Origin of the sequence: Thalassospira indica, from assembly GCF_003403095.1 — a bacterium.
In the GTDB taxonomy this organism is placed as follows: domain Bacteria; phylum Pseudomonadota; class Alphaproteobacteria; order Rhodospirillales; family Thalassospiraceae; genus Thalassospira; species Thalassospira indica.
The window spans coordinates 4,451,166-4,475,220 of the sequence record NZ_CP031555.1; the positions used below are offsets into that span (position 1 = coordinate 4,451,166).

At 61.8% G+C, this 24,055-nt stretch carries 24 protein-coding genes and 1 pseudogene; 7 read left to right on the forward strand and 18 right to left on the reverse strand.

Going from position 1 to position 24,055, the window contains the following annotated elements:
* Positions 1 to 326 precede the first annotated feature (326 nt).
* Positions 327 to 1,142 carry a hypothetical protein gene (locus tag DY252_RS20790; RefSeq protein WP_064790335.1) on the forward strand — a complete coding sequence of 272 codons (816 nt, stop codon included), beginning with the start codon at positions 327 to 329 and terminating at the stop codon, positions 1,140 to 1,142.
* Between the two features lie 29 nt (positions 1,143 to 1,171).
* On the opposite strand, the gene DY252_RS20795 is transcribed toward DY252_RS20790, so the two are convergent.
* On the reverse strand, positions 1,172 to 1,588 hold the full coding sequence (locus tag DY252_RS20795) for a hypothetical protein (protein ID WP_064790334.1): 417 nt from the start codon (positions 1,586 to 1,588) through the stop codon (positions 1,172 to 1,174).
* A gap of 87 nt (positions 1,589 to 1,675) precedes the next feature.
* Here DY252_RS20795 and DY252_RS20800 point away from each other — a divergent pair, with 87 nt between their 5' ends.
* The 6 genes and pseudogenes from DY252_RS20800 to istA form a co-directional block, all read left to right on the forward strand.
* The gene (locus DY252_RS20800) at positions 1,676 to 3,031 is read left to right on the forward strand and encodes an IS1380-like element IS1247 family transposase (RefSeq protein WP_006473457.1); all 1,356 of its coding nucleotides are present in this window, start codon (positions 1,676 to 1,678) and stop codon (positions 3,029 to 3,031) included.
* A 135-nt stretch (positions 3,032 to 3,166) separates the two neighbouring features.
* Positions 3,167 to 3,415: a TetR/AcrR family transcriptional regulator C-terminal domain-containing protein gene (locus DY252_RS22790; RefSeq protein ID WP_366652678.1), complete on the forward strand. Its 249-nt coding sequence runs from the start codon at positions 3,167 to 3,169 to the stop codon at positions 3,413 to 3,415.
* Positions 3,416 to 3,570: 155 nt separating this feature from the next.
* Positions 3,571 to 4,113: a TetR/AcrR family transcriptional regulator gene (locus tag DY252_RS20810; RefSeq protein WP_064790333.1), complete on the forward strand. Its 543-nt coding sequence runs from the start codon at positions 3,571 to 3,573 to the stop codon at positions 4,111 to 4,113.
* Positions 4,100 to 5,248 carry an efflux RND transporter periplasmic adaptor subunit gene (locus DY252_RS20815; protein ID WP_197482603.1) on the forward strand — a complete coding sequence of 383 codons (1,149 nt, stop codon included), beginning with the start codon at positions 4,100 to 4,102 and terminating at the stop codon, positions 5,246 to 5,248. The genes DY252_RS20810 and DY252_RS20815 overlap by 14 nt, the downstream gene beginning before the upstream one ends.
* 32 nt (positions 5,249 to 5,280) lie before the next feature.
* Entirely contained in the window at positions 5,281 to 8,367 is a 3,087-nt protein-coding gene (locus DY252_RS20820; protein WP_064790331.1) for an efflux RND transporter permease subunit, read from the forward strand.
* Between the two features lie 131 nt (positions 8,368 to 8,498).
* Positions 8,499 to 9,407, forward strand: a pseudogene (gene istA / locus DY252_RS20825) (IS21 family transposase); the annotation flags it as partial.
* Positions 9,408 to 9,472: 65 nt separating this feature from the next.
* Here the strand turns inward: istA and DY252_RS22795 are convergent.
* The 17 genes from DY252_RS22795 to DY252_RS22800 all read right to left on the reverse strand — a co-directional run bounded on the left by DY252_RS22795 (position 9,473) and on the right by DY252_RS22800 (position 24,011).
* A complete protein-coding gene (locus DY252_RS22795; protein WP_064790330.1) occupies positions 9,473 to 9,706 on the reverse strand; it encodes a transposase in 234 nt (77 codons plus the stop codon).
* 207 nt (positions 9,707 to 9,913) lie between these two features.
* On the reverse strand, positions 9,914 to 11,869 hold the full coding sequence (locus tag DY252_RS20835; protein ID WP_064790329.1) for a DUF3732 domain-containing protein: 1,956 nt from the start codon (positions 11,867 to 11,869) through the stop codon (positions 9,914 to 9,916).
* Positions 11,866 to 12,354, reverse strand: coding sequence for a three component ABC system middle component (locus DY252_RS20840; RefSeq protein WP_064790328.1), 489 nt, complete (start codon positions 12,352 to 12,354; stop codon positions 11,866 to 11,868). The genes DY252_RS20835 and DY252_RS20840 overlap by 4 nt, the downstream gene beginning before the upstream one ends.
* The gene (locus DY252_RS20845; RefSeq protein ID WP_064790327.1) at positions 12,351 to 13,574 is read right to left on the reverse strand and encodes an ABC-three component system protein; all 1,224 of its coding nucleotides are present in this window, start codon (positions 13,572 to 13,574) and stop codon (positions 12,351 to 12,353) included. Before DY252_RS20845 ends, DY252_RS20840 begins: the two co-directional genes overlap by 4 nt.
* Positions 13,575 to 14,000: 426 nt before the next feature.
* Entirely contained in the window at positions 14,001 to 14,429 is a 429-nt protein-coding gene (locus DY252_RS20850; RefSeq protein ID WP_064790326.1) for a hypothetical protein, read from the reverse strand.
* Positions 14,430 to 14,431: 2 nt separating this feature from the next.
* On the reverse strand, positions 14,432 to 16,417 hold the full coding sequence (locus tag DY252_RS20855; protein WP_064790325.1) for a conjugal transfer protein TraG: 1,986 nt from the start codon (positions 16,415 to 16,417) through the stop codon (positions 14,432 to 14,434).
* A 27-nt stretch (positions 16,418 to 16,444) separates the two neighbouring features.
* Positions 16,445 to 18,199: a relaxase/mobilization nuclease domain-containing protein gene (locus DY252_RS20860; protein WP_064790324.1), complete on the reverse strand. Its 1,755-nt coding sequence runs from the start codon at positions 18,197 to 18,199 to the stop codon at positions 16,445 to 16,447.
* 243 nt (positions 18,200 to 18,442) lie between these two features.
* Entirely contained in the window at positions 18,443 to 19,201 is a 759-nt protein-coding gene (locus tag DY252_RS20865) for a lytic transglycosylase domain-containing protein (protein ID WP_309471288.1), read from the reverse strand.
* Positions 19,202 to 19,209: 8 nt separating this feature from the next.
* Positions 19,210 to 19,545: a DUF736 domain-containing protein gene (locus tag DY252_RS20870; protein ID WP_064790322.1), complete on the reverse strand. Its 336-nt coding sequence runs from the start codon at positions 19,543 to 19,545 to the stop codon at positions 19,210 to 19,212.
* A 66-nt stretch (positions 19,546 to 19,611) separates the two neighbouring features.
* Positions 19,612 to 20,154, reverse strand: coding sequence for a S26 family signal peptidase (locus DY252_RS20875; RefSeq protein ID WP_064790321.1), 543 nt, complete (start codon positions 20,152 to 20,154; stop codon positions 19,612 to 19,614).
* A complete protein-coding gene (locus tag DY252_RS20880; RefSeq protein WP_064790320.1) occupies positions 20,151 to 20,726 on the reverse strand; it encodes a DUF2840 domain-containing protein in 576 nt (191 codons plus the stop codon). Before DY252_RS20880 ends, DY252_RS20875 begins: the two co-directional genes overlap by 4 nt.
* Positions 20,723 to 20,977, reverse strand: a complete 255-nt coding sequence (locus DY252_RS20885; protein ID WP_064790319.1) for a ribbon-helix-helix protein — start codon at positions 20,975 to 20,977, stop codon at positions 20,723 to 20,725. The genes DY252_RS20880 and DY252_RS20885 overlap by 4 nt, the downstream gene beginning before the upstream one ends.
* Positions 20,974 to 21,627 carry a ParA family partition ATPase gene (gene parA / locus DY252_RS20890; RefSeq protein ID WP_064790318.1) on the reverse strand — a complete coding sequence of 218 codons (654 nt, stop codon included), beginning with the start codon at positions 21,625 to 21,627 and terminating at the stop codon, positions 20,974 to 20,976. Before parA ends, DY252_RS20885 begins: the two co-directional genes overlap by 4 nt.
* Positions 21,624 to 22,799, reverse strand: coding sequence for a replication initiator protein A (locus DY252_RS20895; protein ID WP_064790317.1), 1,176 nt, complete (start codon positions 22,797 to 22,799; stop codon positions 21,624 to 21,626). The genes parA and DY252_RS20895 overlap by 4 nt, the downstream gene beginning before the upstream one ends.
* A gap of 18 nt (positions 22,800 to 22,817) precedes the next feature.
* The gene (locus tag DY252_RS20900) at positions 22,818 to 23,099 is read right to left on the reverse strand and encodes a helix-turn-helix transcriptional regulator (RefSeq protein ID WP_064790316.1); all 282 of its coding nucleotides are present in this window, start codon (positions 23,097 to 23,099) and stop codon (positions 22,818 to 22,820) included.
* 137 nt (positions 23,100 to 23,236) lie between these two features.
* Positions 23,237 to 23,743 (reverse strand): DUF2285 domain-containing protein, encoded by a 507-nt coding sequence (locus DY252_RS20905; protein ID WP_197482602.1) that lies wholly within the window; start codon positions 23,741 to 23,743, stop codon positions 23,237 to 23,239.
* Positions 23,703 to 24,011, reverse strand: a complete 309-nt coding sequence (locus DY252_RS22800) for a transcriptional regulator domain-containing protein (RefSeq protein WP_220151441.1) — start codon at positions 24,009 to 24,011, stop codon at positions 23,703 to 23,705. Before DY252_RS22800 ends, DY252_RS20905 begins: the two co-directional genes overlap by 41 nt.
* Positions 24,012 to 24,055: the final 44 nt, after the last annotated feature.

Here is a 24,055-nt window from a genome sequence, read left to right on the forward strand (position 1 = left end):
CTCAAATCTGGGCGCCGCATTCTGCGCCAGCAAACGGGTGTTTTTCCACAGAATCGGCGGTGAGCCGACTTGCGGCGCAGCAGCAAAGCACCTGCAGCAATTGGCAATTGCCGCCGTTCGCGCGCGCCGCAGCGAGACCTTGGCCGTGACCGACCCGTCGGGCGGATAGCTGCCGGTGAGGGGGCAGCATCGCACCCGCAAAGACCGGTGATAGCCGTCGTTCACAGGCACCCTTTGGATCGACGTGACGGGCAGCTTCCCGCTATACATGCAGCATGGCAAGAAAACCCGACATAGGCCTTCGAAAGGGGCTACGATTGTGCCAGATGAGGCACGAGGACCGGCTGGCCTTCATTGCTGAAGGTTTGCCTATTTTACTTGCGAGCGCTCAGGGCTTTCAGGATGCTGCCGCTCGCCTACATGATCGTCCTAGGGAAGAAGACGTGATGGTCAGCTTCTCGGATGAAGAAGCCGCGAAAATCCTGATCCTAATGGACATTGTTCGTTGCCCCCCGGCCCAGGTAAACCAGCATATCGGCAAGCTGATGCGCTGGTTTTACGATCATCTGGCACGGCTCATTTACGCGAAGGCGACGAGTTGGAAGCCTGTGAGCGTTGCCCAGCTCCAGCACTATTTGCAAACCGAATGCGAAGAGCACACGCTGGAGGGATTCGCGGGAGAGTTTATCCTGCCGGGCGGGCCGGTCCACGAACGGGAAAGCGCTCTGTACGCGGACATTCAGTCATACGACAACGGCGAACTGGCTTGGCACGAACCGCGAACCCGGCCGTCACTGTTTGGGCCGGAAGAATCCGACGCGCTGCGGGTTGCCAATGCTATGCAGCGGCTTGGGGTGCTCAGCCTCGATGGCCTGCGCATCGTCGCATCCATCTGGAGCGGGACACGGTTCACCGAGAAACAAACCCTGCACACGTCAAAAGCGCTAATGCAGGCAACGCTGGAACAGATGGAAGCGACCGGACTGATCTCCGAGAGCGCGGAGGATGGGGACGTTATGACCCTGTATGAGCGCTGGCAGATCCCCATGTATGAGCTTGAGATCACCCCGACGATCCAGACGATGGAAGAACTGCGCGAAGCCCAAGTACGGATGCTGAATGACGAAATGGGAGGTTGGTAAAGCACGGGGACAAGAACAGCTTCAATTCATCAGTCGGTTCTATGCTCGTAGGCTTCCAACATGCGCGGTGACATAATGATCGCTGCCATCAGAATCGTGATGGAATATTCCAGCAATTCCCTGCTCCGCTCAGGGTCGAAGAAACGCCCATTAAACTTTCCCCCGTGAAACAGGTTGTTCCGGACGCGCCTGACATAGAGGAAGATGAGGTCGTTTTCGTTCTGCGCCTGCGGAGCAACAATGCGCCATTGAAGCACATCATCCACATAGACCTGCTTTTTCGGAGGATGTCCCAGCATGTAGGCGATGGCTACTGCAACGTCCGCACCCGCTTGTTCTGTAAGGGGAGGCAGTTCACGGGCAAATCGTGTCCAGTCGGGATTAGCGGCATTGCCAGGGCCAGCAACGCAGTAGCCGGTTACCTTCAGACAGTATTCAACCCACATTTCCCAAGTAAGGCGCTGATTTCGCTGTCCTGACCATTATATTTCCTATATAAAACATGGTGTTGAAGGCTGCGAGGGGCGCGTTTCATGGATCACCCAGAGGGTGCGGGCTTGCAACGGGCAGATCGGGTGGATTTCGACCCTCGCGTGCGGCTGGAATTTCGCGGCACGCAGCTCAGTTCCGACGGCGGCCTTCTGGTGATGCGCGAGCTTGATGACGCGCTCGGGTTGTCCGATTTGGCGTCAGCGGCGCTGCGCGATACTCGCTCTGGCAAGAACACGGTCCATCGGCTCGACGGCCTGTTCCGGCAATCAGTCTTTGGGCGGCTGGCCGGATACGAGGATGTCAACGACGCCAACCGTCTCGCCTGCGATCCGGTCATGCGCCAAGTTGTCGGCGGCAGAGCGGTCGATGCACAAGCGGCCTCGGCATCGCAGATGGGACGGTTCGAGACCGAGACGCTGGCTCTGGCCGGGAACCGTGCCGCGCTGGCCGACCTGAACGGGCAATGGATCGACCGGTTCCATGACCGTAACGGGCTGAAGTACATCGTTCTGGACATGGACAGCTCGGTCAGCCCGACCCATGGCGACCAGGAAGGGTCCGCCTGGAATGGCCATTTCGACTGTAGCTGCTATCACCCCAACTTTCTGTTCAACCAGTTCGGGATGCTGGAACGCTGCGCCCTGCGCCATGGCAACGTCCACAGCGCCGATGGCTGGCGTGATGTTCTCGACCCCGTCATTGCGCGCTACGCGGAGCGCGACCTTGGTGGCAGGTTCTTCCGGGCCGATGCTGCCTACGCGATCCCGGCGATCTATGAGCGATTGGAAGAAGCGCGGTTCTTCTACGCCATCCGGCTGCCCGCAAACGCGGTCCTCAAGGACAAGATCGCGCATCGGCTAACGCGCCCTGTCGGGCGGCCGTCACTGACCAAGGTCAAGCGGTTCTTCGAGGAATTCGAGTATCAGGCGGCGTCCTGGGACAAGGAACGCCGGGTGATCGCCAAGATCGAATGGCATCCGGGCGAACTGTTCCCGCGTGTCGGCTTCATCGTCACCAACCTGCCGATGGAGCCGGACTGGGTGGTGCGGTTCTACAACCAGCGCGGCACCGCCGAGCAGCACATCAAAGAGGGCAAATACGCCTTTCGCTGGACGCGGCTGTCGTGCCGGAAGTTCCGCGACAATGAGGTGCGGCTGCAACTGCACGCCCTGGCGTACAACCTGGCCACCTTCTTGCGCTGCATCGAGCTGCCCGAGGCCATGGCCGACTGGTCGTTGACCAGCCTGCAACTGAAGCTGATCAAGATCGGGGCACGTGTGGTCCGTCACGCCCGCACCATCACCTTCCAGCTGGCCGAGGTCGCTGTCACCGGCACGATGGTACGCGCCATCCTCGCCGCTATCCGCCGATTGCGAGCGCCACCGCTATGCGCATGATCGCGATCCACGCTCAAACTGAACGAAAGCGGCTGGACAGATCTGTCCGCTGCGCTGAAAAACGCCGCCCCTGGGCAAGGAAACAGCGGCTTCGCGGTCTGATCCGTCCAGATCCAGCAGTCTGCGCGACCGCAAGTGCCGCTTGCGGCAGAAAATCCTTGTCTAGCGCTCGGATATAGGCGATCTTCACCTCAAACGACACGCCACTTGGGGAATGCAGGTGAAAACGTTCAAAACGCCGCCAGTCAGTTCATTCACCTGTCCATCTCCGGCGTCATCATGCCGCGATTGCTGGCCGTCGACCAGCCCGTCGATGCATCTGAGCATTCAAAGAGGGCGGTTGACGCTTTTCTGGGGGTATATGGCCGACGCAATGACTTATAGCGTGGGAGGCCCAACAGCTTGCCTTCTGGTGCTTCGACAGGTGCCATGCCGCGCCTCAAGGTGACGGATCCGGTTGAACACTTGACCCGGATGGTGCCGGACACTAGCTACCCACGCAGATGCACCGACCGGACGGTACAGTTTTGAGTGAACACATGACCCCAGCAGAAACCAGAAGCGCGTCTCGCAGGATACTGTCTGCTGCGCGCGTGATCGCCGCGCGTGCAGGTGCGGGAAAGATAACGATCGACGCGGTTGCAAAGGAGGCGGGCCTCAGCAAGGGGGGCGTGCTTTACAATTACCCGACAAAGAAGGCCCTGCTCTCGGGGCTGCTCGATGCGATGTTGGCCGAACACCGGGAGCTGCTGGAGAGCGTGCCGGAGCGGCACCCCGCGCGAACCCTGCGTGGTCATCTCGAAACGGTTCTGCAATCGCAAGAGGTGGATGATGACCTGTCGATGGCGATCCTCGCGACAGCGGCGTCAGATCCGCAACTGCTCGATCCGCTGCGGGGAGAATTGAGCGACGACATCGGGCGTATCCTGTCCGACACACAAGACCCGCAGGGTGCCATGGTGGTTTTTTGGGCGATTCAGGGGGTGCGCTTCCAGAAACTTCTCAAGCTGCCAGACGGCGGGGCGGATCTCCGTGGTCGCGTCATCGAAAGATTAAGGACCCTGATCGATGAACTCGAATAGAATGAAGCAGAGCTGGAAACGGATCGCATCGGTTACCGTGATCGCGGCTGCGGCGCTGCTGGTTTTGTCGGTGTTTCCGGCGCTCCGGACCGATGTCCGGGCCCAGACAACGACTGACGCGACAAAGCCTGCGGCCGAAACCAGCGAGGGGGCTGAACACGACCGGAAGGTCACAGTAGAAGTGACCCGAGCAACAAGTCGCACCGTCACGCGTGGCCGCACCGTTGCCGGGCGGGTCGCGCCAGCCCGCACCGTAGACATCGCTTTCCAGGTTTCTGGACAGGTCCTGCGCCTCGAGGTGGATCCGGGCGACAAGATCAGCGAAGGCGATCTGATCGCGGAACTCGATCCGGTCGATTTCGAACTTGCGGTGGATCGGGCGCGGGCCGCCTTTGACCTGGCGAAATCCGAGCTCGAGCGCGCGAAAAGCCTTGCCGAACGGGGGGTTGCGGCCGAAGCGCGCTTCGAAACGGCCAGCGCCGAATACGCGCAGGCCGAAGTTGCGCTGCGCGAGGCCGAGCGGCGCCTCTCACAGACGCAGATCATCGCGCCTTTCGATGCAATCGTGGCGCGCACCTTCATCGAGGAATATGTCAACGTCACCTCCGCGGCGCCGGTTGCGCGTCTTCAGGATGTCAGCGAGATGCGGATCATGATCTCTCTGCCGGAAGAATTGGCGGCGGTCGCACGCAGCGCACCCGACGCCTTCGATCTCGTGGCAAGTTTTCCAGCCGTGCCCGGCTACACGGCTCCGCTCATGCTTCGGTCTTTTGCAACCGATGCCGACCGCACGGCGCAGACCTACGATGTGGAATTTGCCATCCGGGGTGATGTCGACTCGCGTCTTCTGCCGGGGATGACGGCCAGGGTGCGTCTTTCAAATGCGGCGGCCGAAGCCAGTGCACAATCCGCCATGGTCCCCGTGTCGGCGATCGATACCTCTAGCCGAACCGAGCCTTCGGTCTGGATTTACGACGAAGAGTCGGGGCAGGTCACGCGCCGGACCGTGCGTCTGGGCCTTCCCGTCGATAACGAGATCGTGGTTCTGGAAGGTCTCCAAGGCGATGAACTGGTCGTCTCCGGCGGGTGGTGGCGGCTTCGCGACAATCAGACCGTGACGGTTGCGGGGCTCTGATCCCGCCCCCTTGACAGGACACGAACAGATCCATGGCATTCAGCATTTCCGGCGCAAGCATCCAGAGGCCCGTGGCGGTCTGGCTCCTCATCCTTTTTTGCCTTCTTGGCGGGTATTGGGGGCTGAACACCGTGAGCCGCCTTGAAGACCCGAGTTTCACGCTCAAGACCGCGCTAGTCTTCGTGCCGTATCCCGGCGCGACAGCAGTCGAGGTCGAGGAAGAGGTCTCTGACGTCATCGAAAACGCGCTGCAGCAGATGAAGCAGCTTGACCGGGTCGAATCCAAGTCGATGCCGGGCATGGCGCAAATCACCGTGGAGATCGAGGGCACATATGGCCCGGATGAGATTCCGCAGGTCTGGGACGAGATGCGCCTGCGCATCCGCGACGTGGAGGGTGACCTTCCGAAAGGCGCACGCGCGCCCATCGTCAACGATGATTTCGGCGATGTTTACGGCATGTTCTACGCGGTGAAAACCGAAGGTCTGACCCCGCGCGAAGAGCGGGATCTGGCTACGCGATTGCGGCTGGGGCTGGTGACCGTCGACGGTGTCGCCAAGGTCGAGGTTCAGAGCCTCACCGAAGAGGTGATCACGATCTCGATTCCATCCGCGCGCCTGACAGAGCTGGGCCTTCCGCCCAACCAGGTTCTGAGCGTGCTGAACGATGAGAACCTTGTCTTCGATAATGGCGAGATCACCGAGGGGCCGGCCCGGATAGGACTGTCCGTGCCGCCAGGTTACGTGACCCCCGAAGGGATCGAGGAGTTGCGGCTTGGCGCGGCCGGAGAGGTTGGGCAGGTCGCGATCCATAATATTGCCCGCGTCGCCCGCGACGAGGCGGAACAGCCCAGTCAGATCATCCGGCAGAACGGCACCGCGGCCTTCACCCTCGGGGTGTCGGCGCTGACGAACCGAAACGTGGTCGAAGTTGGCGCGGCAGTCTCGGCCCGGCTTGAGACGTTGAAGGCTGAGTTGCCGGAAGGTGTCGAAGTCACGCCGATCTACGAACAGCACGTCGTCGTTGATCAGGCCGTCTCCAGCTTTCTCCTGAGCCTTGCGATGTCGGTCGCCATCGTTGTCGGGGCGCTGATGATCACAATGGGCTGGCGCGCCGGCCTGGTGGTCGGCACGACGCTCGGGCTCACTGTGTTCGTCACGCTGTTCTTCATGTCGGTCTTCGGGATCGCGATGGAACGGATCAGCCTTGGTGCCCTGATCATCGCGATGGGGATGCTGGTCGACAACGCCATCGTGATCACCGAAGGAATGGTGATCGGCATGGCGCGCGGAAAGAGCGCGATAAAAGCTGCGGCCGAGACCGAAAGTTCCACGTCCATTCCGCTGCTTGGAGCCACCGTGATCGGGATCATGGCCTTTTCCGGGATCGGACTTTCGCCGGACTCCACCGGCGAGTTTCTGTTCTCGCTCTTCGCGGTGATCACCATCTCGCTGCTGATGAGCTGGATTCTGGCTGTTACGGTCACGCCATATCTCGGCATGCTGCTGCTCAAGGCGCCAAAAAAAAATACCTCGGATGATCCCTACAAGGGCGCGTTCTACGCGATCTATCGCGGGTTGCTCTGGCTCGTGCTGCGCGCGCGTGTGCTGGTTGTGCTTGTAATCGTGGGAATCACGATTGTGTCGGTGATGGCCTTCGGGCAGGTCAAGCAGGCCTTTTTCCCGGCGTCAAATACCCCGCTTTTCTATGTCGAATTCCAGATGCCGCAAGGGACCGACATCAACGTCACCGACCGTGAAATGAAACGGCTCGAACAGTTGATCCTGTCTGAAGACAAGGTGACCGACGTGACGACCTTGGTGGGGCGCGGCGCGAGCCGATTCATGTTGACATACAACCCGGAGCAGGCAGATGCCAGCTATGGCCAGCTTATCGTTCGTGTGGCCGACGCCGAGGCGATCCCGGCTATGGCCAATCGATTGAATCGTGATCTGCCGGCCGAATTTCCCAACGCGCTCGTCCGGGTCGAAGAGCTTGTCTTCGGCCCGCCCTCCGGTGCCGATGTGGCGGTCCGGTTCTCTGGTCCCGATCCGGTCGTTCTGCGCCAACTCGCCGACGATGCATTACGGATATACGAGGCCGCCGGCACAATTACCAACCCGCGCACCAATTGGCGCCAGCGCGAAATCCTTGTTGAGCCGATCGTCGATGAGTCGCGCATGCGGCTGGCCGGGGCCACGCGCAGCGCGATTGCCGATACCGTCCGCTACGGAACGTCGGGCTTGCGGGTCGGTGAATTGCGCGAAGGCGACGAGGTCATCCCGATCCACCTGCGGCTGCCCGCGACCGAACGGGACGGGGTTGACCGCGTTCGGGATCTGTCGGCCTGGTCCGATGGTGCTGGCACCTACGTTCCCATGGCCAACCTTGTGGAACGGTTCGAGCCGCGCCTCGTCGAGGCGCTGATTCACCGGCGCAACCGCGAACGCACCATTACTGCCCTTGGCGGTGCACGGGCGGATCTCACCGCCGATGAGGCCTTCAAAAGCGTGCGGGCCGAGATCGAGGCACTCCCGCGTCCCGACGGCTACAGCATGGAGTGGGGTGGCCAGTATGAAAGTTCAACCGACGCCCAGACCCGCCTTGGCAAACAGCTTCCCCTAGGCTTCCTTGTCATGCTGACAATCTCCATTCTCATGTTCAACAAGGTGCGCCAACCCCTCATCCTTTGGCTTGTCGTGCCAATGTCCGTGACGGGCATGGTGCTCGGGCTGCTTTTCACCGGCCTGCCTTTCACCTTCACTGCTCTGCTCGGCTTCCTTTCGCTGTCGGGAATGCTGATGAAGAACGCGATCGTTCTGGTCGAAGAGATCGACGTTCAGCGCGCAGAGGGTGTGGCGGATTACAAGGCAGTGATTGACGGTTCGGTCAGTCGTCTACGCCCTGTGGTGCTCGCCGCAGGCACGACGATCTTCGGCATGATACCCCTGCTGCCGGATGCGTTTTTCGCGTCTATGGCGGTGACGATAATGGGTGGCCTCGCGTTTGCCTCGGTGCTGACCCTTGTCGCCGTGCCGGTACTTTACGCACTTCTTTTCCGTATCCGTCCACCAAAAGAAGAAAGCACCGACTCGAAAACCGGAACAGCCTCTGGTTGAAGTGGTTCATGTGAGAACGGCGGTGCAAAATTAGACCACGGTAGCGCCGTCGTATTGGCGGTGCGGGCGGCGTAAAAGTCGTCCACTTTTTCCCTTCTTGCGGCAGCAGGGAGGGCGAGGAGATTTACACCGTGGAACTTTATCTGAAGGTCAGGCTGGCGCGCAGCGAGGGGATGAGCCAGCGGGATCTGGCGCGCCATTTCAACATATCGCGCGACAGCGTTCGCAAGATGTTGGCGTTCTCATCGCCGCCGGGATACCGGCGCACGAAGGAGATCAAGCGTCCCAAGCTTGATGGGTTCAGCGAGATCATCGACGGCTGGCTTGAAGAGGACAAGAAGTTGCCTCGCAAGCAGCGCCACACAGCGAAGCGGATCCACGAGCGGCTCAAGGCGGAACACGAGTTCACCGGCGGCTATACGATTATCAAGGACTACGTTCGGCAGCGTGAACGACGCACCCGTGAGATGTTCGTGCCGCTGGCGCATCCGCCGGGCCATGCGCAAGCCGATTTTGGCGAAGCGTTGGTTGTGATCGGGGGTGTCGAACAAAAGGCCCACTTCTTCGTCCTGGATTTGCCGCACAGCGATGCCTACTTCGTGCGGGCCTATCCGGCGGCGACGGCGGAGGCCTGGATGGACGGGCATGTGCATGCCTTTGCCTTCTTTGGCGGGGTGCCTCTGTCGGTTCTCTATGACAACGACCGTTGCCTGGTCTCGAAGATCCAGCCGGATGGGACACGGGTCCGCGCGACGCAGTTCAGCGGATTGCTGTCGCACTACCTGTTCCGAGACCGCTACGGGCGGCCGGGCAAAGGGAATGACAAGGGCAATGTCGAGGGGATGGTGGGCTACGTGCGCCGCAACCACATGGTGCCGATCCCCCACTTCCCGGATTGGGAGAGCTTCAACGCCTACCTTGAAGAGCAGTGCCGTGCCCGTCAGGGCGACACCTTGCGTGGGCACACGGAGATGATCGGCGTTCAAACTGGGCGAAGACACGGAAAAGTTCCGACGCCAAATCAGCCATTTCCCGATTGTATTGCATAAAACACCTCCACTCTGTGAGAGCCTCTCAGAAATCTCATTGGCACGACAGAGCAATATCATGCGGCCTTCTCTTGGCGAACTCGAATGCCGGCGAGCACAGACCGCGAAATCTCATGCCGTCGCGCTTTCTCGGCCATCTTCAAGCCTGGACCGTAGTTCTCCTTAACAATCCGGACCTTCTCGGCATCCGTCCAACGGCGACGGCGCCCAAAGTCGGAAACCGCCAAAACCTGAATGCGGGGGGCTTCGTGTGCGTCCATAAGGGCGTCCGGTAGCCTGAAAGACAGCATTCCCGCCAGACGGCCCTCGGCGCATGCTTACGCTTCGTCGAGTAGCAGCAGAAAGGCCATGTCATGCGTAAACACGATCACCTGGCGGCTGGCGCCCACTTCGGCCAAGCGCGCGGCAACTCGATCACGGTGCAGGTGATCAAGAGAGGAAACCGGGTCGACGAAAACGATGGGATGCGCTTCAGGGCATTGCGATCGTTCAACTGCTCAGTTCTCCTTTTCTTGCGGCCAATCCTCTGGGACCAATGCGGGGGGTTTAGTCCATGGTATTTCGATGAGTGCGTCCTGAAACCACTGATCACGAAGATTCGCATGCTCAGTGACGATCAATTGGAAGCCTGGAACATCGTCTTGGGTGAACTTCAGCAACAGCTCGAACAACCGGCGCACAGCATCGAGGTCGGCGTCGGCTTCCGTCTTCTGCACCGAACCATCGGCATCCCTGTATACCTGCTCGGAGGGGAAGTAGACTTGGGTTGGTTGGTCGATCAACAGGAAGCGCGGAATCGGACGGTTGTTCTGAGCCGCGAATAGATGCAGGGCGAGCAATGCTGACAGATGGTAGGCCAAATGGTTCTCGCCGCCGCCAGTCCTGCCCATTGGCACAGGACGCTCGGGTCGATCGAAGACGATTGTCAACTTCGGCAGGTTGAGCCGCGCAGGGTAAGGACCGAATTCGGCGTTGAACTTCTGGATGTATTGCGACACCTGTGCGGAAATGTTGTTGAGGATCGAGGTCAGGCGTTCGTTGCTGTCGTCAGCGCCTATCTGCTCCTCAAGCTGCTTAACTTTGTTGTTGAGACGGCGATTCTCCGATTCCAGTTTGGCAAGATCCTCATTCGGGAGGAGCGTTTCCAGGAACAGGCTGATACGGCCAACCACGCGCGCGGCCGCGTTGTTGCGGGTACCCATTTGGGCGATGACTTCGTTGGCTGAGATCGCCGCGGATAGCTCCGCTTCCTTCTGCTTGATATCGCCCGCGATCCCATCCGCTTTGCCGACCAGTTCGGCTAGGTAGGCTTCGAGCTTGGGGCGCTGGCCGGTGGCGATGCGTAACTCTTTGTCGAGCGTTTCCAATTCATTGAGCAGAACGACGGCGACCGGGGATTCCAGCGCCAAGTTTTGTTCGCTGAACGGCCATCGCCATTCGCCGCTGTCGGGGTTCTTCGGCAGTGCCTTGATTGAGGCCAGCCGGTCTATCTGTTCGGCGGCCTCATTTTCGTAGCCGCGCGCCCGCTTGGCGAACTGTCGTGCCGCGTCAATCCGGGCCTGCGTATCACGGCGATCCTGACGCAGTTGGGCCAGCTCATCTTCCAGAAACGAAACCCGGCTGCCGTCGTCGTCTGGCACGGTTTCGGGCTTCCACGACAGAGCCAACCTCAATGCGTCGATGATCCCGTCGGCATTCGGGTTCTCGTCGGTGTTGCCGATGACCCCGACTGTCTTGGCTTCCGAGTAGAGGCCGATAGCTTGTTCGTGCGACGTGTCGACAGCGTCGCGTGCCTGATCCAGCTTCTTGTTGCTGATCCTCAGATCGCGCTGCGCTAAGCGCAGCCTGGATTCCAACTCGTAGCGATCGTGTGACGAGACGCCAAGCAAGATTGGCAACGTGTCGCGGATCGCCTGCGGTTGGAACTGCTCGTTCTGGCGATAGAAAAGTTGATCTTTGTTGGCGACCAGCCCCTGCTTCTGGAACAGATAGTAGAACGTGTGCTTGACGTTCGCGTCGTAGCTAACTCTGCTGTGCTCAGGCGCGACTTCCGTGCGGTTCTCGGGAATGCCGAGCAAGCGCGACAGCAGTTCGACAATACTGTCATCGTCAGTGTTGACCGCCAGATCCTTGAACTCGGGCACCTCCAATTGGGCACCCCTTCGCAACATCGCCGTGCTGCAACTCGCGCCACCTCCTGGCGGGGTTGGCTTGGCAATCAGCACCTGTTCTTTCTCGAACTGGTAGATCACGGCAAACCAAGACACCTTGTCACGGATGATGCCTTCGGGGACGTTGAACGAGGAGCGTCCCATGCAGTACTCGATGATCTCGGAGAGCGCAGACTTGCCGGTAGAGGAGCGACCGGTGATGACGTTGAGCCCGTCTACCTTAAACCGGATGTCACGGCGCTGGCCGTCATGGCTGTAGATGTGGATGGATCTGATCTTCATGGTCGAATCCCGAAAGTCGCATAAACCGTCGCCCGGTCGGCAATGCGTGCAAATTCCTTTCCGACGATCCGAGCCACCTTCTGGCAGGCGACGGTTTCGGCGGTTCCATCGACGCTCTTGCGGACCTTCTTGGGTACGGTCTGGATGCGACCGTCGTCCGAGACGTCGATGCAGCCCCGTTCCATAAGCAGACCGAACCCCTCGAAGGCATACGGCAGCATCTGCGTGACACGGTCGGCGAAGCCCACCATGATTTGCTGGTTCTTCTCTGCGGTCTTGAGCAGGTAACTGCGTGGACTGCCGGCGATTATCTCGCGCGAATCCTTGTGTAGGCACAGTGGCAATACAAGCAGCGACAGCGAAAAGGGCATGCCGCGATCGTCTTCTTCCTCGTAGCCGTGCAGGGCACGGAACAGGACCAAGCCGCAGAATGCAGGATTGAAAAGGTTCCGAATTTCAAAGGGGCGCTGATCCCATCGCTTCACGAGGCGACCCCCAGGACATTGCCAAGTCGGTCGAGAAATCTTGGGTGCCAATAAACCTTGGGTCCGGGGGTGGAATCCGCCAGAATGTGAAAGCTGCCGCGAAGGACATAGGGCTCCGTCACCCGTGCGCGAATGCGTAGAGATTCGATCTTTCCAGTCTCAAATTCCGCCCAGTTGTAGAGAGTCGCGCCGGCTTCGCGCAGCGCATCCTCCGCACTGTCGTCCGTCAGCTTCTCAAAGGCGACGTCTTTATAGCGACCCCATTCATCGGTGAGGCGATCTTCGTACTCCTCGACCTCTCCCAATACGAGCAGATTCTCGCGGGCCCAGGCCGATCGTTGTTCGAACGCCCGATAATAATCCAGAATCGCGCTCCTGATCCGATTGGAGGAAATACCAATCTCGCGCAGTTGCGCCACGAACAGGCGTGGATCTGAATCGGTGTCAATCTCGTCGGCAGGCAGCTTTCCGCGGAAGGTGATAGGAAGGTTGTCTGCCTTGTATTCTTCGGCGAAGCTTGAGAGCTTGTCCGACACTTCGTAGCCGAAGATCCCTTCCGGTCTGGCACCAGTCAAGTGTTTGATCACTGCGTCGGTCCACCAGCCTTCCAGTCTCTGAAAGACGAACTCCCTGTGCTCGCGCCGGATGCTTCGCATGTGTTTGTCCCTTATGATTGTCGGGATGTCGACAATGCGCGGGCTACCATCGAGGATCAGGACGCGTTCCAGGAAGTCCTGCTTCTCTGAATCGCTAAGTTCATTGAATAATACGGCAATCGGCGTGATAAGTTTCGACCTCGACTTGCTGAGTGCTTCGTTGGCAAGCTGGGCCAGTGTTGCCGCATCACCCGAAGCGACTGGTCGATCCGGGAGGAGGCCAGCAAGGAAAGAGTCCGACGATACCGTGCCGGTGGTGAACAGGAAGAACCGCAAATTTGATGCAGCACGACCATCCCGCTTATACCGCAGCAGCCAAATATTGACGGACTTCCAGAAATCGGTCGACAGATCGGTTAACTTGTCACCGACTGCTTTGTGTTTGAGTGAAGCGAGGGACTTGCCACCGTCGGTAGCAATGAAATCGAGATCATCGTCCTTTTCGAGACAAACGGTCGTATCCTCCGGCAACTGAAGCAGGTGCAGCAGGGAAAGACGCGCCTGATAGATATATCCAAGACCTTGCTCGCCGGCTGAATACTTATCGGTATGCGCATTGGTCATAAGAAATTGCTCATGCTAATACCCTGTGCGCTGAGCCTAACGACGAACAAGCTGCTCTACTCTTTAGCCTGCCTGACGCCACCGTGGCCGAATGTGTAGACCAAATCAATGGGTCAGTTTGGCCAACCAACACGCGATATCTCGACAAGGTGCTGATGGAAATTTCGCGGCAGGGCTTGATTTGATCTCTATCGCCGCGCGTTAGAATGCTGATCCGCATGATGCAGAGCGACCGGCAGCTTCGTCCCGCATCGCTCCCGTCTGACCTTTGAAAATGCTGCACTGTGTATCGAACGGCAGGTATGGTGAATGCCGCATAGCAGCGAGGCGCGATCCTGAACGGCGGCAGTGGGCCGATCAACCCGGACACGGTGATCACGGCTACAGTTCCGACGTCTGCGGCTGAGACAGGTGACATCCTTTCAGCTACCTGAGCCCCCCGTCCACATCCTCCGACACCTCCTGCCGCAGCTTCGGCCCCTGTGCGAGGCGCCGACCGAGAGCTGAGATAAACGCCTCGTAGCGCTCCCCAGCCTTTGCCCGCGCCGCTTTGGCCGCGGGTTCCGGCAGAGCCGGTGTTGTCGCAAGCCAGAAACGGATGAACACCGCCAGGCTTTCGACGGAGATCCCGACATCGCGTTCCAGCCGGGTGATCCGCCTGTCGATTTGATCCAGGCGCCTGGCCAGAACCGCCTCGCGGCGCTCTGCGTCATCCGGGGAGAGAAAGGATGCGATCGCTGCCTCGGCCACCATCGATTGGGATCGATCACGCCGGGCGGCAAACTCCGCCAGCATCTGCATGACCTCAGGATCGAGGTAGACCGAAATCTTCGTCTTCTTGCGGCTGGTGGTCATGATCAAAGCTCCATGCCATCATCGGGATTGAGGGAGATCTGACGTGCAACACCACGCATCTGCTGCATGACACTGCGGTTACGGACGGCGCCATCCTCCTCATCCTCGGGTGGGTCGAATTCAAACTCGTTCTCGAGAAGCGTCTGCTTGTCGACCGGCTGAGGCTGCGCCAGCTCCGGCTGAAGACGGCGCTCTGACGCTGTCGGGTCCTCATCCTCCGGTCCCGTCTCGGAGACTGGCTCCAGCTCGACGTCCTGCGTTGGTACGGCCAGACCGCTCCAGTCATCCTTCCCCGAGGCGCCCACCTCCACCAAGTCGGGTGGCGGCAAGACCCGTTCGGTAAACCGCGAATCTTCGTAATACCGTGCTTTCGTCGCGCGGATCGGCGGAGTGCCTGCCACCATGACAATCTCTTCTGAAGGCGGCAGCTGCATGATTTCTCCGGGGGTGAGCAAGGCCCGCGCGGTTTCCGACCGGGACACCATGAGATGGCTGAGCCAGGGCGCCAGACGGTGCCCGGCATAGTTTTTCATCGCCTTCATCTCGGTTGCCGTGCCAAGAGCATCAGAAACCCGTTTGGCCGTACGCTCATCATTGGTCGCGAAGCTCACCCGGACGTGGCAATTGTCGAGGATCGAATTATTCGGGCCGTAGGCCTTCTCGATCTGGTTCAACGACTGGGCGATGAGGAAGCTCTTCAGCCCGTAGCCCGCCATGAAGGCCAGCGCGCTCTCGAAGAAATCCAACCGGCCGAGCGCCGGGAACTCATCAAGCATCAGCAGCAGCCGATGCCGGTCATCCTTGCCCTGCAGGTCTTCGGTCAGGCGTCGGCCGACCTGGTTGAGGATCAGGCGGATGAGCGGCTTGGTGCGATTGATGTCAGATGGCGGCACCACGAGATACAGCGTGACAGGTCGCGCTCCCCCGACAATGTCGCCGATCCGCCAGTCGCAGCGGCGCGTGACCTGGGCGACGACAGGGTCGCGATAGAGGCCAAGGAAAGACATCGCCGTCGACAGCACACCGGAGCGTTCATTCTCGGATTTGTTGAGCAATTCGCGGGCGGCACTGGCGACCACGGGATGCGGCCCCGCCCCGCCCAGATGTGACGTCCGCATCATCGCGCGGAGTGTGGACTCCACGGGACGCTGCGGGTCGGACAGGAAGTTGGCGACACCGGCCAGCGTCTTGTCCTTCTCGGCATAGAGGACGTGCAGGATCGCACCGACGAGCAGGCTGTGGCTGGTCTTCTCCCAGTGGTTTCGCCGCTCCAGACTTCCCTCGGGATCGACGAGAATATCCGCGATATTCTGGACATCGCGAACCTCCCATTCCCCGCAACGCACTTCCAGCAGCGGGTTGTAGGCCGAAGAGTTCGGATTGGTCGGATCGAACAGCAGGACCCGACCGTGCCGGGCCCGGAACCCGGCGGTCAACTGCCAGTTCTCGCCCTTGATGTCATGAACGATGGCCGAGCCGGGCCAAGTGAGAAGAGTGGGCACGACCAGCCCTACGCCCTTGCCGGAGCGCGTCGGTGCGAAGCAGAGCACATGCTCCGGCCCATCGTGGCGCAGGTATTCCCGGTCATAGCGACCGAGGACCACGCCATCCGGATCAAGAAGTCCGGCCGCCTTCACCTCGCCCATCTCCGCCCATCGGGCAGATCCATAGGTCGCGACGTTGCGGGCCTCGCGGGCGCGCCAGACCGACATAGCGATGGCCACCCCGATAGCAATGAAGCCCCCCGAGGCGGCGATGATCCCACCTGTCGCAAAGACCGGTGGCGCGTAGGCCTCATAGAAATACCACCACCAGAAGATGGCGGGAGGATAGTAGACGGGCGTCCCGAACAGCACGAACCAGGGCGGGCCCAGCTGTGCCTGATAGCCGAGGCTCGCGGCCACGTATTGCGTCGCGCCCCAGGTGGTGGCCAGAATGATGAGGAAGACGATGGAGATCTGCCCCCAAAGGATTTTTGTTGCGGACATGACTGTCGCTCCTTTCCTGTGTTTTGATCAGAGGCCAAGACCGAGCTTGCGGCCGAAGTCCCAATCGACCCCGCCGTCTCCGCGCGCGACGCCGGTAACGTCCCGTCCGAGGTGTTTTTCGAGGGAAGGGGACCAGGGCACCAGCTGGAAGCCGAGCGCGCCGTCAGCTCCATAGCCCTCGATCATTGCAAAGCGCCCCGAAGCCAGCGCGAGACGCTGGCGATATAGGCCGCTGACGTAGTCGCCCGCTTCCGCCTTGTTGAACGGCAACCCGGTCTCCCCCGAGAGCTGCGCGCCAACCGCCTGCAGCTCCCGGTCGCGCAAGGTTCCGAGCAGGCGCCGGGCAAAGACCACTCTGCCGCCCCGCTGCTCGGCCAGCCCCTCCGAGGTCAAATGATCGCCCCGGGCGTCCAGGGCCTGCCGGACCTCGGCACCAAAGCCCTGGTCCGACAGCGCAAGCGGTTCCCGCGCGATGGCCTGCCGGTCGAGCCAGGTCGCCCCGGGCGCGATCACCTGCGCAGCGAGGTCCAGGTCTGACCGAACCGCCAGTGCGACACGACGCTGGCCGCGCGCATCGTCATAGGTGCGGAGTTCCACGATCGAGCCGGCGGCGCTGTCACCGGCAGCGTCGAGATGGGGCAGACGGACATGGTGGCTCCGGCCATCGACACCATCGACGACGGCATAGGCTGTCCCCTTCAGCTCGTCATCGAGACCCCGCTGGACCAGACGACCGATGACGGGAACATCGAGCCTCTCCGCGGCAAGCACAAAGCTCGAGGCCCCGCGCTCGATCCCCCGGTCCGTCAGGGCACGATGCATCCGCTTGATGATGTCGCCACGCTCCCCCATCTCGCGCAGGACTGCCTCGGCATCGTCCCTGATGTGCCATTGCGACTGTCCGATCTGGTCGGCGACGCCGAGCATTTCCAGCCGGCGCAACCGCCCGACCTTCAGTGTGTGAAACGCATCCGGCTGCCGATCCGCATCCGGCGCCATGTCGAGGATGCGCGAACGCCCTGCATCCCGCAGCAACTGACGGTCGAGCTGCGTCCAGCGCTCGGCCCCGATCTGTCGCTCAAGTGTCCGGCGGATGTCGAGATCGCTACGTGGGCCCAGTTCCTGGGTGATGAGATCCCGTGCCCTGTCCCGCATGCCCTCCTTGATGTAGTCCCGCGAGATCACGAGATCCTGGCCGTCGTCGCGCGTACCCCGAACGATCAGATGGACATGCGGATGGGCGGTGTTCCAGTGATCGACGCCGACCCAGTCAAGAGATGTGCCGAGATCCTGCTCCATCCGCCGGACGAGATCGCGGGTGAAGGATTGCAGGTCGGACATGTCCGGCGCGTCGTCGGGTGAGACGATGAAACGGAAATGATGACGGTCATCGCGACACCGCCCGGCAAAGGCCCGGCCATCGGCATCCTCCGTTCCGGGCCCGAAGAGCCTGGCCTTCTCCCCGTCCCGGGTCACGCCGTCCCGGCGCAGGTAATCGAGGTGGGCTCCGAGGGGCGCGGATTTCCCGCTGTGCCGGACCACACGCGCCTTGAACACCGCGCCGCGTGTGCGGGCGGTGATGAGGCGGTTGGCCTGAATGCTGGCACGCTGACCGCGCCCGAATCTGGACCGATTGCCCGTGGTGACGCGCCCGGCCCGCGAGACGCCACCGCCGGCCTTTTTCGCGGCAGCCAGAGCCTGTGCGATGAAGGGCCGGGCCTGCTGCGCCCGGGTAGAGCGGATACGCCCCGGGCGGATGCGGAACTCGCGATCACCGCGCATGGCAAATCCCCACACAGTGCGAAACTACACTGAATATCAGAACCTTAGGCACATCTCGCACGGTGCAGGCACGCGCCACACGGTGCGGAGCGCGGCAAAAACATGAACAAAAACAACCGCCCAACCGCCGCGCACCGTGCGCCCTTTTATCCTGCCATCCTTCGGTCGTGGTGCCCGCCACCACCGGCCGTCCCCTCAAACGCACTCCAGAGCACGATAGCATGCGAAGTGTCGTCGCGCGGATCATGGCCGGACCTCACCAGTCTCCGGATGGACGAAGAGGCCCTCAGATTGCGGGGGGAGGCCCGCCTGCGGCAACGCCGGGACGGGCGAAGGAGCGCCGCCGACCGTCCGGTGAGGCGACACAGAACCGATCGCAGACCCGCCGTCGTCGCGGCTGATGAAGATCGCCGCCTCACGCCAATCGAGCGGCCGGGCTGCAGCAACAGTGCCGCCCGATGGCCGCTCGCCAAGCAGCACGGGCGCAAGCGCAGCGACATAGGCGCGCGTCTCGGCCGGCAACGGACGATCCGCCAAACGGTATTCGTCGTAGCGGGCGGGACCGGCGTTATAGGCCGCCAGCATCGCCGCGACATTGCCATAGCGGTCCCACATCTCGCGCAGATAGGCCGTGCCCGCGAGGATGTTGTCACGCGGATCGTAAGGGTCTCGGCCAAAACCATGACGGATGCGCAGCCCGGTCCAGGTGTCGGGCATGACCTGCATCAGCCCCATCGCGCCAGCGGAAGAAACCGCACGCAGATCGCCCGCGCTCTCTGCCCGCATCACGGCCATGATCCAGGTCGTCGGAATGCCGAAGCGCTGCGACGCCTCGGTGACCTGGGCGGCGTAGGGATGCGCGGCGATTGCGTGTTCGGGCACACTGGTTTGCGCCAAGAGCGGCTGCGTGGCGGTGACCGGGATGAGGAGGCCGGAAAGAAGAAGGAGGAGAAGGCGGCGGCAGATGCCACCTCTCCCCGACGCGGGACGGGTGCGGGACATAATCATCGTCAGTCCCGCTCGTCGCGTTTCTTAGGGCGGGTCCAGTGCAGCCCCCACGCCCTGCCCTCCTCGTCCGACTGGAACAGGCGCGCGCGTATCGGATGCCGGAAAACCGGATCATCGAGCAGGACCGAAACGAAAGCCCCTGCGGTTTCGCCGGTGTGTTTCCAGCCCGCGCCAACCTCCGGACCCTCCTCGTCACCGAGATGGATGCGATAGGCGGGAGCTTTCTCGGTATCGACGGCGTCGGTGGGAACAAAGGTCAGTTCCAGGTCGAGAGAGAGCGTACGCAGTTGTCCGGCATAGCCAGACGGGGTGCGGGTGAATTGACCGATCTGTGGCATTGGAGGCTCCTTCCTCATGCGGTGAATGGGAGGCGGGTCGCTTGCGCGCCCCGCGATGGACGCGCGTCACCGCTCCGGCGCGTCCCAGACGAGGCGGCCATCGCCACCCTCGTCGGTGAACAGTGGACTGGCTCGGCCGATCACTGCCGAGGTGGGGAACGGACCGAAGTAGCGGCCATCGAAGCTGTCAGAGACCGCCGGGTTCATCAGGAAGACTTCGCCCTCTACGATGGTGCGGCAGCCCTGCCAGACGGGAAGATCGCGGCCCTGGCTGTCGCGCTCTCGCGCCTCCCCCAGGTGTCTGCCATCGACGGTGATCGCAGCGCCGTCACGGCAGATCCGTTGTCCCGGCAGCCCGGTGACGTGCTTCAGGATCGGCACATCGCGACCGACATAGCCGCGCGCGACCATGAAACCTGCAAAGGGTTCGGGCGGCATGACCGCGACCAGATCTGGCGCCGCGAGTCGGCCCACCGGCGCAATGGTGTAGAGACCAATTGGCACACTGGCCGAGGCGTTCCAGACCAGCCGTGGCGCAGTCGGAATGCTGCCGGCGATGACAGCGGCGAGCGCGGCAACCGTCACCATGATGTAGCGGGCGCGGCTCATTGCGTTCGCCTCTTCGAAAGCCTCACCGGAGCGTTCGACACGCTGCGCGAACCGAAGCTCACCTCCTGACGCCGGAGCCATGCGGCATGGCGTTCCGCCGTATAGGCGCGCGGCGCTTCGCCCGCCTTCATCCAATGCGCGACATGGCGCCAGTGGTCGGGATCGACGTCGGCAGGACCGATGCCGAGACCCTCGATGGCATCGACATGGCGGAGGACCTTCTCAACCTTGGGCCAGCCTTCGATCTTCAACAAAATCTCGCCACCGGGGCGTACGAAAGGCAGCGTTTGATAGGAGTTACAAGCCGCGATCGCGCGCACGATGTCGATGCGCGAAACAACGGTTCCATAGTCATTCGACGTCCAGCGGACGAAGCCAAATACGGCGCCGGGACGGAAAAAGACGATGCGGCGGCTGCGGTCGAGGATCTGCGTTCCGGCTTCTTGGCCGAACCGGATCCAGAACTCGATCCGCTTCTCCACCCAGGTCAGTTCTACGCGCGTCAGCGCGCCGCCGGAATGGGCGTCGAAAGATCCGTCTCCGGTCACGCCAGGGATCACAAAGCCGGTCATTGTGGTTCTCCTTCGGGTTCCGGGTATTCGCGCCCGAGCAACTCGCGCAGCATGTCAGCGACAGTGACGCCGCGGCTGAAAGCTGCGACCTTGATGCGACCGCGCAGGTCCGGGGTAATGTCGATGGTGAGCCGGGCCGTGTAGATCGCCGCCGCGCGACCGTGTGCAGATGGCGCCTCGCCAACCTTGATCCAGGTCTCGGCATCGACTGGCCGCGCGGCGAAACCACGCTTGTCATTGCGCCCGCTCATACCGCCACCTTTCCAAGACCGAGGCGCCCGATCTCAGATGTCAGCGCCGCGATCTCTCGGGCAGCATGCGATTGACGGTTGATGTCACTGGCGAGGCGACCGGTTTGCGCCGCATCTGCAAAGACGACGCGCTGACCAATCGTGCTGGCAAGCACTGGAGGATTGTGATCCGCCAGCGCCTCGGCGGTGTCCCGGGCGATGACGGTGCGCGCGCTGCAGCGGTTGAGCAGGAAGCGGGCGACAAGTTCCGGCCGATAAATGCGGGCCTCCCCAAGGAGGGACAGCATCTCGACAGAGGCCCAGCCATCGAATGGCGAGGGCTGTACCGGGATCAGCACCAGATCGGCGGTGAGCAGCGCTGAGCGCATGAGCCCAGCAACACGCGGTGGGCCATCAATAACGACATGATCGACTGTGCGGGCAAGTTCAGGGACTTCGCGGTGCAGGGTGTCACGGGCCAAGCCGAGGGTGCCGAAGAGCCGCGGCAGACCTTCGCGGGCGCGTTGCTGCGACCAGTCCAGGGCGGAGCCTTGCGGGTCGGCATCGATCAGGGTGACACGCTTGCCCTGTATCGCCAATTCACCAGCAATATGGAGCGCCAGCGTCGTCTTGCCGACGCCACCCTTCTGATTGAGCAGAGCGATGATCATTCGCCACCTCCCGGCAATTCGAGAGGAAGGCGGGGCGTATCTGGATGATCGGAGGCTGCTGCGACACCCTGATCGGAAGCCGTTCGCGGCACCGATGGGGCGACGGCTGCCTTCGTCTTACCGGCCTGGCTGAGGCTTTTTGCGGTGGCACGGATGAGGTTTTCCACATCACGCGCGCGCTCTTCAAAGTTAGACTCTTTGTTAGACTCTAAGTTAAGGGGGCGGTTTCCTATTTCGTTTCCGTGCGTTACCCCCTGTTTGGGTTCCTGATAGCACGAGTCTCCGGTTCCCGATAGCACGATAGCCCGGGTTCCCGATAGCACGAGCCCATTCACAGGTTTTCTACAGCCCGGAGTAGGCTCGAAAGCCAACAGCTTGCGGCCACCAACCTCTGTCTCGAGAAAGAGCGTGTAGCCCGGAAGCGGCTGCCGCCTGATGATGTCGCGAAGCTCGAAGGCAAACCGCTTGAAGGGCGACAGTGCCCCGGACTTCTGGTGAAGATGATGGAAGTCGAAACGCCAGCCATCCCGCTGCCGACCACCGTGCTTGCGCACCAGGCGATACAGCCAGCGGTCAAGTCCGCCGGTCAGGTCGAAATACGCCCGATCAATGGTGAGGACGAGCGCATTGTCGAGCACGGCCCGGTAGAACCAGTCGGGCACGATCAACTCGATGCCGTCCGGCCGCCCATCCCTGTCGCTGCGCTCCTGCCATTCGTTGATCCAGGAAAAGCGATGGCGGCGTCCTTCCGCCGGCTGCCGGATCGAGGTGGAGATCGTCGTCGACTGGAGACGATCCAGCGCCGCCTTCAGGCGCTGGTAATCCCGCGCACTGGTTCCGCGGCCGACATAGGTGAGGATCTCATATGGGGTGGCCGCCATCAGCCGGGAGGTGCGCAGCCCCGCGTCACGCGCCTCGACAATCTGGCTCGCCGCCCAGATCAGGATGTCGGCATCCCAGATTGTGGCCATGCCGTGATCGGGAACCGCTTCGACCCGGATGCTGACGCTGCCAGCGGCAAAGTCGATCGGTGCGACCCGTTTCGACTTGGCGAGAGAAAAGAAGGGATAGGCCATGAGGTCCTGCGCATCTCTGGGGGCGAAATCCCCGGGCAGCGCGCGGAACAGATCGAGCTGTCCGCGCTCGGAACGGGGTTTGCGTCCATCGGTCATGACGGCATTGCCGCTGCGTCAGCGCACGAAGCGGCGGGGCTGCGGCAGATTGGCGAGCGTGTGGCGTTTCGCCGGCAACACCTGCCCGCGCGGGTCGGATGTCGAGGTGACAGCGCCGCGTCCGACCCAGGCCTGCAGGTCCTCGATCGCATAGACCACGCGTCCGCCCAGCTTGTGGTACGCGGGACCGGTGCCATAGGTCCGGTGCTTCTCCAGCGTCCGAGCCGACAGGCTCAGGAACTGCGCGGCCTCCTTGGTGCGCAGATAGCGCGGGGGAAGTTCGGTTGAGATGGCGGACATCGGGCGTCTCCCTACTGTGTGTGACTAGTGCCGCGAAACAGCGGCTGATGACGGTCACGATGGCGAAGCGCGTCCGGTCAGATGCAGTGGGAAGGTAGCAGGGGTAAATCCGCACACCGCGGCGCGGGATCGCCGAACTAGAGGCGGCGCTGGTGGCGAAGGAGCTTGCGATAGCCGCCAGCGATCAGGTCACGCCCCTCGCGAAGGAGGCTGGAGACGGCAAAGCGGGCCGAGGAGACCTGCCATTCATCGCGGTCCAGGCGACCGGTCCGGAACAGGACCTCGGCGATCTGCTTCTGGGTCGCACCATGGAAGGCGGCGTCCGAGGCTTGAAGGACACGCCGGAGGCGCGCTTTTTGTTGCGCGGTCAGACGGGTGTCGCGGGGGATGGATCGACGGCGGTGCTGGTTCGCCAGGAGCCGCTGGATTGCCTCGATGCGGTCGAGACCCTCAGGGCCGAGAGGAACGGTGGCCACAAGCCTGTGGCGGGACCCAGAAGGGGCGACAAGATGCAGGTACGTCCCGTCCGGCAGCCTGTGGCGCAGGTGCTCCCCCATCGGGGACGGTCTGTCCGTCGAGGCGACGATGTCCTCGCTGAGACGATCAGCCTCTCCGCCAAGTGCCTCGGGGGCGGCAACGAGCACCACGGCACTCGTGTCGACCGCCGGACACCAGAACACCTCCGCTACGCAAGCGGGCAGCCCGGGTCGGATCGGGAAAGCACAACCCCCATCGACGGCCGACCTGATCCATCAGATCAACCCTCTCCGGGGGTTCTCCTGCGAGCTTCGCGTAATCATGCTGATATTCGGGATTGCGGCGCAGGCATTCCCAGCCGAGGTCCGGCGCGGCCAGATTATCGAGATAGTCGTAGGCGGCCTGGTCACGCCAATTCGAGCGATCAGGTTGCATGGCATCGCTTCTCCCCTAGGTTGATCATGAGAAAGGATTCCAAG